Annotated in this window: 9 protein-coding genes; 6 read left to right on the top strand and 3 right to left on the bottom strand. The window is 72.7% G+C overall.

The features are described from left to right. The first annotated feature begins 196 nt into the window (after positions 1-196). The gene (locus ACZ7KX_RS00365; RefSeq protein WP_350525024.1) at positions 197-568 is read left to right on the top strand and encodes a BlaI/MecI/CopY family transcriptional regulator; all 372 of its coding nucleotides are present in this window, start codon (positions 197-199) and stop codon (positions 566-568) included. Further along, positions 565-1476, top strand: a complete 912-nt coding sequence (locus ACZ7KX_RS00360; RefSeq protein WP_470324510.1) for a M48 family metalloprotease — start codon at positions 565-567, stop codon at positions 1474-1476. Before ACZ7KX_RS00365 ends, ACZ7KX_RS00360 begins: the two co-directional genes overlap by 4 nt. 150 nt (positions 1477-1626) lie before the next feature. Here the strand turns inward: ACZ7KX_RS00360 and ACZ7KX_RS00355 are convergent, their stop codons facing one another. Further along, the gene (locus tag ACZ7KX_RS00355; RefSeq protein WP_470324509.1) at positions 1627-2718 is read right to left on the bottom strand and encodes a C40 family peptidase; all 1092 of its coding nucleotides are present in this window, start codon (positions 2716-2718) and stop codon (positions 1627-1629) included. A 441-nt stretch (positions 2719-3159) separates the two neighbouring features. Here ACZ7KX_RS00355 and ACZ7KX_RS00350 point away from each other — a divergent pair, with 441 nt between their 5' ends. From ACZ7KX_RS00350 to meaB, 3 genes are read left to right on the top strand one after another with little or no spacing between them, the layout of a single operon-like run. Then, complete coding sequence (locus tag ACZ7KX_RS00350) at positions 3160-5061, top strand: methylmalonyl-CoA mutase subunit beta (RefSeq protein WP_470324508.1); 1902 nt, start codon at positions 3160-3162, stop codon at positions 5059-5061. After that, positions 5058-7259: a methylmalonyl-CoA mutase gene (scpA, locus tag ACZ7KX_RS00345; protein WP_470324507.1), complete on the top strand. Its 2202-nt coding sequence runs from the start codon at positions 5058-5060 to the stop codon at positions 7257-7259. The genes ACZ7KX_RS00350 and scpA overlap by 4 nt, the downstream gene beginning before the upstream one ends. A gap of 12 nt (positions 7260-7271) precedes the next feature. Further along, positions 7272-8264, top strand: coding sequence for a methylmalonyl Co-A mutase-associated GTPase MeaB (gene meaB, locus ACZ7KX_RS00340; RefSeq protein ID WP_470324506.1), 993 nt, complete (start codon positions 7272-7274; stop codon positions 8262-8264). A 63-nt stretch (positions 8265-8327) separates the two neighbouring features. Here the strand turns inward: meaB and ACZ7KX_RS00335 are convergent, their stop codons facing one another. Continuing rightward, entirely contained in the window at positions 8328-9158 is an 831-nt protein-coding gene (locus tag ACZ7KX_RS00335) for a polysaccharide deacetylase family protein (RefSeq protein WP_470324505.1), read from the bottom strand. 231 nt (positions 9159-9389) lie between these two features. Next, positions 9390-9992 (bottom strand): superoxide dismutase, encoded by a 603-nt coding sequence (locus tag ACZ7KX_RS00330; protein ID WP_470324504.1) that lies wholly within the window; start codon positions 9990-9992, stop codon positions 9390-9392. A gap of 261 nt (positions 9993-10253) precedes the next feature. Between ACZ7KX_RS00330 and ACZ7KX_RS00325 the strand changes: the two genes are divergently transcribed. After that, positions 10254-12524, top strand: a complete 2271-nt coding sequence (locus tag ACZ7KX_RS00325; protein ID WP_470324503.1) for a M9 family metallopeptidase — start codon at positions 10254-10256, stop codon at positions 12522-12524. Positions 12525-12607 lie beyond the last annotated feature (83 nt).

The raw sequence follows: 12607 nt of genomic DNA, 5'->3' as shown, positions 1-12607 counted from the left end.
ACCGGGCTCGATCACCGGTTGCACACGTACCGGGCACCGGTCGACACCGCTCGGACACCACCTGGGCACCACCCGGAAGACGCCGGGCGCCCGCCTCCGGAGGCCGGGGGCGGGCGCCCGGCGCTCGCCGTACCATGGGCCGCGTTCCGGCGGGCGAAGGGCGCCGGCGGTGGGCTCGGCGAGGGAGACAAGGGCGGTGCTACGGGGCTTCGGCGATCTGGAGGCCGAGATCATGGACCGGCTCTGGGCCTGGGGCCGACCGGCCACGGTGCGCGAGGTCGTGGACGACCTGCAGCAGCAGCGCGCCGTCGCGTACACCACCGTCACCACGGTCGCCGACATCCTGCACACCAAGGGCTGGCTGCGCCGTGACAAGGTCGGCCGCGCCTGGGTGTACGAGCCGACCTGCACCCGCGAGGAGTACACCGCCCGGCTGATGCACCAGGCGCTGGAGACCACCCCCGACCGGGCGGGCGCGCTGCTCCGCTTCATCGACCGGATCAGCGGGGACGAGGCCTCCGCCCTGCTCGCGGCCCTCGAACAGGTGAAGTCCCGGGATCCGGAGTGACCCTCGCCCTGCTCGTCCTCTACCTGGCGGTGACCGGGGTGCTGCTGCCCCGGCGGCTGGCCGGCTCCGCCCGGCTCCAGGCCCGTCCGGCGGCCGGTGCGGGGCTCTGGCTCGCGCTGATGGCCTCGTTCACGGTCGCCCTGCTGCTCGCGGCGCACCACGCGGTGGAGCCCTTCGCCCACGAGCCGGCCGGGCTGCTCGGTCTGCTCCCCCACGCCGAGCCGGCCGGGGGTCTCGTCCCGCACACCCACGACTGGTGGCTGCTGGCCGCTGCCGGGGCGGTGGCCGCCGCCCTGGTCACCGCCGTCGGCGTCCGCACCGGGCGGGCCCGGCGCCGGCACCGGGCCGTGCTGGACCTGGTCGCCGTCCGGGACGGGCGCTGGGACGCACTGGTGCTGGAGCACGCGCACCCGACCGTGTACTGCCTGCCCGGACGGCGCTCCCGGGTGGTGCTGTCGCGCGGGGCGCTGCGGCTGCTGGACGAACGGCAGCTCGCCGCGGCCGTCGCCCACGAGCACGGGCACATCCGGGGCCGCCACCACCTGTTCCGGCTGCCGGCGGACACCTTCGCGCTGCTCCTCGGACCGCTGCCGCTGGCCCGGCTGGGGCGCTCGGAGGTGGCGCTGCTGCTGGAGATGGCGGCCGACGACGCGGCGCTGGCGCACGCGTCCCGGGGTGAACTGGCGTCCGCGCTCTACGCGTTGGCGACCGCCGGGGTCCCGTCCCCGGGCGGCGGGGTGGCGGGCGGCGCGGCGCTGGGGGTGGCCGCCACCGGGGTGCTGGCCCGGGTCCGGCGGCTGGCCCGCCCCGGTGGCGGCTGGCGGCAGCCGGCCTGGCGGCTCGGGGTGCTGGCACTGCCGGTGCTTCCCGCACTGCCGTACCTGCTGGCCTGCGCACCGCACCCGTAACACCGGTGGCACCCGCAACACCGGTAGCGCCTGCAGCACCCGCCGGCGGGCCGTCCGCGACCGGCCCGGAACGCCGCGGGCCCGCTGCCGCCGGAGCGGGAGCGGGCCTGCGGTGGGCAGTGCGGCGGCCGGGCCGCCACGCGGGCGCGGTCAGGCCGGGCGGACGGCGCCCATGTACGGCATCGCGGAGATCGGGAGCACCTCGATGTTCTTGCCGGTGCGCGGTGCGTGGATCATCTTGCCGTCACCGATGTACAGCCCGACGTGGTGCAGGTCGTCGTAGAAGAAGACCAGGTCACCGGGCTGCAGGTTGGCGCGGTCGACGTGCGGGCCGTCGTTCCACTGGTCCTGGGACATCCGGGAGATCGTGCGGCCCCCCGCGCGGTAGGCCTGGCTGGTGAGGCCGGAGCAGTCGAAGCTGTCCGGGCCGGTCTTGCTCCAGCCGTACGGCTTGCCGAGCTGGGCCTGGGCGAACGCGATGATGGCCGCGGCCCGGCCGCTGGCGGCCGGCGCCGGGGCGCTCATGTCGGGGCGGTCGGCGGAGCGGGAGGCGCGGTCCGCCGCGGCGGCGCCCGCGGCGGCGGCCTGCTTGGCCTCGGCCTTGGCCTTCTCCGCGGACTGCTGGGCGTTGATCCTGGCGCGGTCCTCGGCGCTGAGCTTGTTCAGCATCTCCTGCGCCTGCGCCAGCTTGGTCTGGATGCCGTTCTTCTGCTCCGCCAGCTGCTTGCCGACCGCGTCGAGCGACGCGAGGGTCGCGGTGGCCTCGGCACGGTCCTGGTCGAGCTTGCGCTGCTCGTCCTGGGCCTGCTTCAGCAGGTTCGCCTGGGAGTCGGCGACCTGGTTCTGCACCGCGGCGCGCTCCAGGTAGCCGGACGGGTCGGAGTCGAGCATCAGCTGGACCGACGGGTCGATGCCGTTGGTCCGGTACTGGTCGGCGGCGACGGCCCCGAGCCGGGTGCGCAGCTCGTTCATCGCCTCCTGGCCCCGGACCACCTTCTCCTGGATCTGGTTGGCGTCGACCTGGAGCTTCTGCTGCTGGGCCTGGAAGCCGTTGTAGCGCTCGATGGACTGCTCGGCCTCCTCGTTGAGCTTGTCCACCTGCTCCTTGACGGAGGCGAGGGTCGGCGCGGGCTCGGCGTGTGCGGTGCCCGAGGCGAGGACCGCGCCGCCGGCCGCCATGGCCGTGGTGAGGACCGCCATACGGGCCCGGCTGGGGGGGCTGGGCTTGCGGCGCTTTCCCATGGGCGGTCGGCTCTCCTTCGGGGGAATCCGGGGCCGGCCCGTACGGGCCGGGGGACGGCGAAGGCAGGCGGGGCGAGCAACGGGGGGATGCTGCCCCGCCCACCTTCTTCGAAGTAACTTAATAGATGAGGGGCGGGGTTCCGCAATCCCCCTGATCATGACGTTTCGGGGCCATGACGGGACATCGATCGCGTTCCGTGCCATCGGTATTGACTACGGGCGCCGCCGAGGCCCCGGTTCACCCCGGTCCGGCTCGGTTCACCCCGGCCCGGCCGCCACCGCTCCTTCCCCCGCTCCCGCCGCGGGTGACCCCGCCGGACCCGTGATCGCCGGCCCGTGGCACGGCCCGCCCCGCGGAGTGCTGAGAATGCGCCAAATCGAGGGAAAGGTCACACACGGCGCCCCTCCTGCGGGTACGCGAACGGGCGCTAACCTGCGCACATGAAGGTCCCGCCCGAAGGGCTCCCCCTCGCCGCCGAGTTCCCGGCCGCGCACCGTGAGCAGTGGCAGCAGCTCGTCCAGGGCGTGCTGCGCAAGTCCGGTGCCCAGCCCGAGGACGGCGCCGCCGCCGAGCAGGCACTCACCACCGAGCTCCAGGACGGGCTCGGTGCACGCCCGCTGTACACCGCCGAGGACACCGCGGTCGACCCCGGATACCCGGGCTTCCCGCCCTTCGTCCGCGGCGGCCGGCCGCAGGGCTCGGCCGTCGCCGGGTGGGACGTGCGGCAGCGGCACGCCGACCCGGACCGGCGGCGCGCCAACGAGGCCGTGCTGGCCGACCTGGAGAACGGCGTCGGCTCGCTCTGGCTGGAACTGGGCGGCGGGGCCCTCCCGGTGGACGCCCTGCCCGAGGCGCTGACCGGCGTGTACCTGGACCTGGCCGCGGTGGCACTCGACGCCGGAGCCGAATTCACCGACGCCGCCGAGCAGTTGTTCAAGCTCTACGAGCAGCGCGAGGTCTCCCCCGGCGACGCCTCCGGCAACCTCGGCGCCGACCCGCTCGGCCTCCAGGCCCGCACCGGCGACACCACCCGCACCGACGCGCTGCTCGCCGAGGCCACCGCGCTCGCGGCCCGCTGCGCCGCCGACTACCCGGACGTCCGGGCCCTGACCGTCGACGCCCTGCCGTACCACGAGGCCGGCGCCTCCCCCGCGCAGGAGCTCGGCTGCTCGCTCGCCACCGGCGTCGCCTACCTGCGCGCGCTCACCGCCGCCGGGCTGTCGGTGGACGCCGCGCTCGGCCAGCTGGAGTTCCGCTACGCGGCCGACGCCGACCAGTTCCTGACGATCGCCAAGTTCCGTGCCGCCCGCCGCCTCTGGGCCCGCGTCGCCGAGGTGTCCGGGGCCTCCGCCGCGGCCTCGGCGCAGCGTCAGCACGCCGTCACCTCCCGGGTGATGATGACCGCCCGCGACCCGTGGGTGAACATGCTGCGCACCACCATCGCCTGCCTGGCCGCCGGGGTCGGCGGCGCCGACGCCGTCACCGTGCTGCCCTTCGACAGCGCGCTCGGCCTGCCGGACGCCTTCGCCCGCCGGATCGCCCGCAACACCCAGTCGATCCTGCTGGAGGAGTCCCACCTGGCCCGGGTGATCGACCCGGCCGGCGGCTCCTGGTACGTCGAGCAGCTCGGCGAGGAGCTGGCCCGGGCCGCCTGGTCCTGGTTCCAGGAGATCGAGCGGGCCGGCGGCCAGCAGGCCGCCCTCGGGTCCGGGCTGGTCGGCGAGCGGCTCGCCGCGACCTGGGCGGCGCGGTCCGTCAGGCTCGCCGAGCGACGCGAACCGGTCACCGGCGTCAGCGAGTTCCCGCACCTGGACGAGCAGCCGCTGGTCCGCGAGCCGGCCCCGGCCGCGCTCGCCGGCGGCCTGCCGCAGGTGCGCCGCGCCGAGGCGTACGAGGCGCTGCGGGACCGCTCGGACGCCGCGCTCGCGGCCACCGGCGAGCGGCCGAAGCTGTTCCTGGCCTCGATCGGCACCGCCGCCGCGCACACCGCGCGCACCACCTTCGCGGCCAACCTGTTCCAGGCCGGCGGCATCGCGACGACCTCCCTCGAAGGCGTCGACCCGGCGGCGTTCGCCGAGGCGTTCACCGCCTCCGGCGCCACCGTCGCCTGCCTCTGCTCCAGCGACGCCCTGTACGGCGAGCACGCCGAGGCCGTCGCCGGCGCCCTGAAGGCGGCCGGCGCCGCGAAGGTGCTGCTGGCCGGACGGCTCGGCGAAGCCCCGGCCGGAGTGGACGGGTTCATCCACGCGGGCGGGGACGCGGTCGCCGTCCTCACCTCCCTGCTGGACCAGATCACCGGCGCGCGCGGCGCCGACGAGGACGAGAGCGAGGCGGCTCGATGATTCCCGACTTCACCGGTATCGGGCTGGACGGCGGCGCCGCCGACGTCTCGGACGACCAGTGGCAGGCCGCCTGGCGGCAGTCCACCGGCAAGGACGTCGACGAGCTGGTCTGGGACACCCCCGAGGGCATCGGCGTCAGGCCGCTGTACACCGCGGCGGACCTGGCCGGGCTGGACTTCCTGGAGACCTACCCGGGCATCGCCCCGTACCTGCGCGGGCCGTACCCGACCATGTACGTCAACCAGCCCTGGACCGTCCGCCAGTACGCGGGGTTCTCCACCGCCGAGGAGTCCAACGCCTTCTACCGCCGCAACCTGGCGGCCGGCCAGAAGGGCCTCTCGGTCGCCTTCGACCTGCCGACCCACCGCGGCTACGACAGCGACCACCCGCGCGTCACCGGCGACGTCGGCATGGCGGGCGTCGCGATCGACTCGATCTACGACATGCGCCAGCTGTTCGACGGCATCCCGCTGGACCGGATGTCGGTGTCGATGACCATGAACGGCGCCGTCCTCCCGGTGCTGGCGCTGTACATCGTCGCCGCCGAGGAGCAGGGCGTGCCGCCGGAGAAGCTGGCGGGGACCATCCAGAACGACATCCTCAAGGAGTTCATGGTCCGCAACACCTACATCTACCCGCCGCAGCCGTCGATGCGGATCATCTCGGACATCTTCGCGTACACCTCGCAGAAGATGCCCCGGTACAACTCGATCTCCATCTCCGGCTACCACATCCAGGAGGCCGGGGCCACCGCCGACCTGGAGCTGGCCTACACCCTGGCCGACGGGGTGGAGTACCTGCGCGCGGGCCTGGACGTGGGGCTGGACGTGGACGCCTTCGCGCCGCGGCTGTCGTTCTTCTGGGCGATCGGCATGAACTTCTTCATGGAGGTCGCCAAGCTGCGCGCGGCCCGGCTGCTCTGGGCCAAGCTGGTCAAGCAGTTCGACCCGAAGAACCCCAAGTCGCTGTCGCTGCGCACCCATTCGCAGACCTCCGGCTGGTCGCTCACCGCGCAGGACGTGTTCAACAACGTCACCCGCACGTGCGTGGAGGCGATGGCCGCCACCCAGGGCCACACCCAGTCGCTGCACACCAACGCCCTGGACGAGGCGCTCGCCCTGCCCACCGACTTCTCCGCCCGGATCGCCCGCAACACCCAGCTGCTGCTGCAGCAGGAGTCGGGCACCTGCCGGGTCATCGACCCGTGGGGCGGCTCGGCGTACGTCGAGAAGCTGACCAACGACCTGGCGGCACGCGCCTGGCAGCACATCCAGGAGGTCGAGGCCGCCGGCGGCATGGCCAAGGCGATCGACGCCGGCATCCCCAAGATGCGCGTCGAGGAGGCCGCCGCCCGCACCCAGGCGCGCATCGACTCCGGCCGCCAGCCGGTGATCGGTGTCAACAAGTACCGGGTGGAGAGCGACGAGCAGATCGACGTCCTCAAGGTCGACAACTCCGCGGTGCGGGCCCGCCAGATCGAGAAGCTGCGCCGGCTGCGCGCCGAGCGCGACGAGGCCGCCACGCAGGACGCGCTGAACGCGCTCACCCGGGCCGCCGAGGCCGGACCGCAGCGCGGCGGCTCGCTGGACGGCAACCTGCTGCACCTGGCCGTCAACGCGGCCCGTGCCAAGGCCACCGTCGGTGAGATCTCGGACGCCCTGGAGAAGGTGTACGGCCGACACTCCGGCCAGATCCGTACCATCTCCGGTGTGTACCGAGACGAAGCGGGCCCGTCGGCCTCCCTCCAGCGCACCCGCGACCTGGTCGAGCGGTTCGAGGAGGCCGAGGGCCGCCGGCCGCGCATCCTGGTCGCCAAGATGGGCCAGGACGGCCACGACCGCGGCCAGAAGGTGATCGCCACCGCCTTCGCCGACCTCGGCTTCACCGTGGACGTCGGCCCGCTGTTCCAGACCCCGGCGGAGGTCGCCCGGCAGGCCGTCGAGGCGGACGTGCACATCGTCGGCGTCTCCTCACTGGCCGCCGGCCACCTCACCCTGGTGCCCGCGCTGCGCGCCGAACTCGCCGCGGCGGGCCGCGAGGACATCACCATCGTGGTCGGCGGGGTCATCCCCCCGCAGGACTTCGACGCGCTGTACGAGGCGGGCGCGGCGGCGGTGTTCGGACCGGGCACGGTCATCCCGGACGCCGCGCACGACCTGCTGACGGCCCTGGCGTCCGAGCTCGGCCACGAGCTGTGAGCCGCTGAGCCGATGCCTCCGCGGACGATCGACCTCGACAGCTACGTGACGGGTGTCCTCGACGGCTCGCGCGCCTGGATCGCGCGCGCCGTCACCCTCGTCGAGTCCTCCCGTCCCGACCACCGCGCGCTCGCGCAGCAGCTGCTCCAGCGGCTGCTGCCGCACGCGGGCGGGGCGGTCCGGGTGGGCGTCACCGGGGTTCCCGGTGTCGGCAAGTCGACCTTCATCGACTCCTTCGGCACCATGCTGACGGGGGAGGGCCACCGGGTCGCGGTCCTCGCCGTCGACCCGACCTCCAGCCGGACCGGCGGCTCCATCCTGGGCGACAAGACCCGGATGGAGCGCCTGGCCGTCGACCCGCAGGCCTTCGTCCGCCCCTCCCCCACCTCGGGGACCCTGGGCGGCGTCGCCAAGGCCACCCGCGAGTCGATGGTGGTGATGGAGGCGGCCGGCTACGACGTGGTGCTGATCGAGACGGTCGGAGTCGGCCAGTCCGAAACGGCGGTGGCCGGCATGGTGGACACCTTCCTCCTCCTCAGCCTCGCCCGGACCGGCGACCAGCTCCAGGGCATCAAGAAGGGCGTCCTGGAACTCGCCGACGTCATCGCGATCAACAAGGCCGACGGCCCGCACGAGACCGATGCCCGCGCCGCGGCCCGCGAACTCGCGGGCGCGTTGCGACTGTTGCAGGCCCCCGACGCTGCCTGGACCCCACCCGTCCTCACCTGCAGCGGCCGTGAGAACGCCGGCCTCGACGTGCTCTGGGAGCGCCTCCAGCAGCACCGCAAGCTCCTCGACGCCACCGGCGCCCTGGCCGCCAAGCGCCGCGACCAGCAGGTCGAGTGGACCTGGGCGATGGTCCACGACCAGCTCTACGCCCGCCTGCACGAGCACCCCGACGTACGGCGCCTGGCCCCCGACCTGGAAGCCCGGGTCCGCGCCGGCACCCTCCCGGCCGGACTGGCCGCCCAGCGCATCCTGGACGGCTTCTTCGGCACGCCCTGACGAACGGTTGCGGGGCGGTGGCGGCACGACCGCCGCACCGCCCCGCCCGGGTGGCGCGACGCGTCACGGAGTGGTCTGGACCGGGTAGCCGGTGGGGCGGCCCTGGGCCTTCAGCCAGGTGAGCACCTGGTCGAGGGCTTCGACGGTCTGCTGGCGGTCGCCGCCGCCGTCGTGGAACAGGATCGTCGGGCCGAGGTGGAGCTCCTTCTTGACGGTGTCCACGATGGCGCCGGTGCCGGGCTTGTTGAAGTCCTTCGAGTCGACGTTCCAGCCGAGCGGACGCATGCCGTTCGCGGCGGCGATGCGCCGGCTGTCGGGGGTGAACGAGCCGCCGGGAGCCCGGTAGTACATCACCTTGGCGCCGCCCGCGGCGTCCTCGATCATCTTCTTCGCGTCCAGGATCTCCTTCTCCTGGTACGCGACGGGCTTCTTGTCCATGGAGGTGTCGTGGTCCACGGTGTGGTCGCAGAGCCGGTGGCCCTCCGCGACGACCCGCTTGACCAGGTCGGGGTGGGCCTTGGCCTGCGGTCCGATCATGCAGAACGTCGCCTTCACGCCGTGCCGCTTGAGGAGGTCGAGGACCTTCGGCGTCCAGGTCGGATCGGGGCCGTCGTCGATGGTGATGTTGACGGCGTTGCCCCCGCTCTCGGAGGCGTGGGCGATGCCGTCGGGCATCCCGCTGCCCTGCTGCGTGCCGCCGTCGCCACCCTTGGCGCCGTCCCCACCGCTGCCGCCGGCGGACGTGCCCTGCTCCTGTGCGATGTCCTGCCGGGGGACGCCGTCCGGCCCGGCGAGGGTCGCGACCCCCCAGGCGCCCGCCGCCAGGGCGACGGCCGCCACCGCGAGCGCCACCCGACTGCCGGCCAGGTCCTTCATCCGTGCTTTGCCGTCCATCGGCTGACTGCCCCCCACCTGTCTGCGGTCTCTCCGAGGTTCATGACGTGAACCCCGTCGAACGGGTTCCCGAATTCCCCCGTCATCGCAGGTGAAGGCGTGATCGTCGACCGCCCTCTGGAGGCCGGGCCCCGGGCCCGGCCCCGGCGTCGGCAACGGGGCGGGGCAACGGAAGGGGAGGGCCCCGGACCGCCCGACCGGTCCGGGACCCTCCCCGTCACCCGAACGAGGTCAGGCGCCCGTGACGGCCGCGAAGCGGGCCGAGACGTCCTGCCAGTTGACGACGTCCCACAGGCGGGTGACGTAGTCCGGGCGGACGTTGCGGTACTGCAGGTAGTAGGCGTGCTCCCAGGCGTCGAAGGCCAGCAGCGGCGTGGTGTTCTGGCCGACGTTGCCGTGGTGGTCGTAGACCTGTTCGACGATCAGGCGCTTGCCGAGCGGCTCCCAGGAGAGGATGCCCCAGCCGGAGCCCTGGACGCCGGTGGTGGCGGTGGTGAGCTGCTTCCTGAAGGCCTCGAAGCTGCCGAAGTGCTCGGTGATGGCGTCGGCCAGCTCGCCCTCGGGGCGGTCGCCGCCCTCAGGGGAGAGGTTCTGCCAGAACAGCGAGTGCAGCACGTGGCCGGACAGGTGGAAGGCGAAGGTCTTCTGAAGGCCGACCAGGCCGCCGAACTGCTCCTTGTCGCGCGCCTCGGCGAGCTGGTCGAGGGTGTCGTTGGCGCCCTTGACGTAGGCGGCGTGGTGCTTGGAGTGGTGCAGCTCCAGGATCTCGGCCGACATCGCCCGCTCAAGCGCGGAGTAGTCGTACGGAAGGTCGGGAAGCGTGTAGGTGCCCATCAGGACACGGCCCCTTTCGGCGGGTTGAGCGATGCTGATCGTGCCGGGACAACACTATTGCGTATGACTTGCAGGAACGAACCATGGGCTCCTGCTTGTTCCTCGGCTTTGACGCTCGATCGGGGCTTCCCGTCAGGGTCTGACAACTTTTCCGCTCCCGGGGCTTCCCGCGGCCGCCCACCATGTGCCATTTTACATGTCACACATTGGAGCGGCCGTGTCCCCAACCACGGCCACCACCGGCCCCGGAGGCCCCCACACATGCGTCCCTTCCGGATAGCGAAGGCGAACGCGCGCAGACTCCCTGCGCTCGGCGCCGCCTTCTTCCTCGCGCTCGGACTCTTCGCACCGCAGGCCCACGCGGCGCCCGCCCCCACTCCCCAGGGCAAGCCGACCGCGCCGACCGCCAAGTCCGCCGCGCCGCACGCCATCCCCGTGCCCAAGTCGCCCGACACCCCCAGGGACGCCAGGCCGCTCGCCTCGGACGCGCGGGCCAAGGCCACCGCCCCGACGGCGGGCAGCACCATCGGCACGAACACCAAGGCGCCCCGGCAGCTCGCCGCCAACGCCTGCGACGTGTCCGCCTTCACCGGCAACTCCGGTGCCGCGCTGGTCCAGCGGGTCGAGGCCGCCGGCCTCGACTGCGTCAACACGCTGTTCACCCTGACCGGCGACAACGCCAGGGCCGCGTTCAACGAGGCCCAGATGGTCAGCGTCGCCAACGCCCTGCGCGACGTCTCCGCCGCCTACCCCGGCGACGACTCCACCTCGGCCGGCCAGCTGGTGCTCTTCCTGCGCGCCGGCTACTACGTCCAGTGGAACAACAAGGACGTCGTCGGCCCGTACGGCACCGCCCTGCAGACCGCCGTCCGCGGCGCGCTGGACGGCTTCTTCGCCGCCCCGCACAGCAAGGACGTCACCGAGGCCAACGGCGCCACCCTCGCCGAAGCCGTCACCCTGATCGACAGCGCCCAGGAGAACGCGCGCTACACCGGCGTCGTCAAGCGCCTGCTGGACGGCTACTCCAGCGCCTGGACCGGCTCCATGGCCGCCGCCGTCGCCAACACCGAGACCGTCATCGAGCGCGGCTTCGACCTGCCCGACTTCGTCGGCGCCCTGCAGGCCGACCCCTCCTTCGCCACCAGCATGGCGGGCTTCGTCACCCGCAACGCCTCCCAGCTGACCGGCTCCGACCCGGTCACCTCGATCGGCATCCAGATCGGCAACCTGGTCGCCAAGGACGCGCTGCGCGCCCAGGGACGCCCGATCGTCAAGGACCTGGTCAACCGCTACCCGCTGGTCGGCAACACCGGACCGCTCACCATGAACCTGCTCTGGTTCGCGGAGAACAAGGACAGCGGCAACTGCTCCTACTACGGCACCTGTGACGTCCCGGCCAAGCTCGTCCCGCTGGTGCTCACCGTCGACCACACCTGCAACGCCAACCTGCGCATCCGCGCCCAGGACATGACCGCGCAGCAGCTCGCCGACACCTGCACCAGCCTGATCAACCAGGACGCCTTCTTCCACAAGGTGGTCAAGGACGGCGGCCCGGTCGCCAACGACAACAACACCAGCCTGGAGGTCGTCGTCTTCGACGACTACTACAACTACAGCCTCTACGCCTGGGAGATGTACAAGATCGCCGTCGACAACGGCGGCATGTACGAGGAGGGCGACCCGGCCAAGGCCGGCAACCAGGCCCGCTTCATCGCCCACGAGGCCTCCTGGCTGCGCCCCCAGTTCCAGATCTGGAACCTCAACCACGAGTACACCCACTACCTCGACGGCCGCTACGACTTCTACGGCGACTTCGACGCCGGGATGACCACCCCGACCATCTGGTGGGTCGAGGGCCTCGCCGAGTACATCTCCTACAGCTACCGGGGCGTCCACTACGACGACGCGGTCGCCCAGGCCGGCAAGGGCACCTACGCGCTGAGCACCCTGTTCGACAGCACCTACGCCAACGCGGACTCCACCCGGGTCTACAACTGGGGCTACCTGGCCGTCCGTTACATGCTCCAGTCGCACCCGCAGGACGTCGACGCGCTGCTCGCCAAGTACCGCGTCGGTGACTGGAACGGTGCCCGCACCCTGCTGAAGTCCACCATCGGCACCGCCTACGACGCCGACTTCGCCGCCTGGCTCAAGCAGTGCGCCGCCGACAACTGCGGTTCGCTGCCCGCCTCCCAGGCTCCGCTGTGCACCGCCGCCGACAGCCGGCAGTTCGACAAGAACTGCCGCCGCGACGGCGCGGCCGCCACCACCGGGAACTACAGCTACAGCTTCCTGTACCTCCCGGCCGGCGTGCAGCAGCTGACCATCACCACCAGCGGCGGCACCGGCAACGCCGACCTCTACTACAACGGCGGCGCCTGGGCCACCACCGGCTCGTACCAGGCCAAGTCCACCAACAGCGGCAACAGCGAGACCCTCACCATCGCCAACCCGCCGTCCGGCTGGGTGTACTTCAGCCTCTACGGCCAGCAGGGCTTCGGCGGCGTCACCGTCACCACGACCTACAACTGACCGATCCTGCACGCACCGGAGGGCCCCACGGCGACGCGGGGCCCTCCGCCGTTCCCGCTCACGACGCCGCTCCCACCCGGGCC

The organism is Kitasatospora sp. NPDC038210, from assembly GCF_055600605.1.
The sequence above is the reverse complement of the archived record's forward strand: the minus strand, read 5'-3'. Positions and strand labels throughout refer to the sequence as shown.

Bases quoted from the DNA above. Each gene is read 5' to 3' on its own strand.
- ACZ7KX_RS00355 (WP_470324509.1), bottom strand. From the start codon at position 2,718: ATGGGAAAGCGCCGCAAGCCCAGCCCCCCCAGCCGGGCCCGTATGGCG.
- ACZ7KX_RS00350 (WP_470324508.1), top strand. From the start codon at position 3,160: ATGAAGGTCCCGCCCGAAGGGCTCCCCCTCGCCGCCGAGTTCCCGGCC.
- scpA (WP_470324507.1), top strand. From the start codon at position 5,058: ATGATTCCCGACTTCACCGGTATCGGGCTGGACGGCGGCGCCGCCGAC.
- meaB (WP_470324506.1), top strand. From the start codon at position 7,272: ATGCCTCCGCGGACGATCGACCTCGACAGCTACGTGACGGGTGTCCTC.
- ACZ7KX_RS00335 (WP_470324505.1), bottom strand. From the start codon at position 9,158: ATGGACGGCAAAGCACGGATGAAGGACCTGGCCGGCAGTCGGGTGGCG.
- ACZ7KX_RS00330 (WP_470324504.1), bottom strand. From the start codon at position 9,992: ATGGGCACCTACACGCTTCCCGACCTTCCGTACGACTACTCCGCGCTT.
- ACZ7KX_RS00325 (WP_470324503.1), top strand. From the start codon at position 10,254: ATGCGTCCCTTCCGGATAGCGAAGGCGAACGCGCGCAGACTCCCTGCG.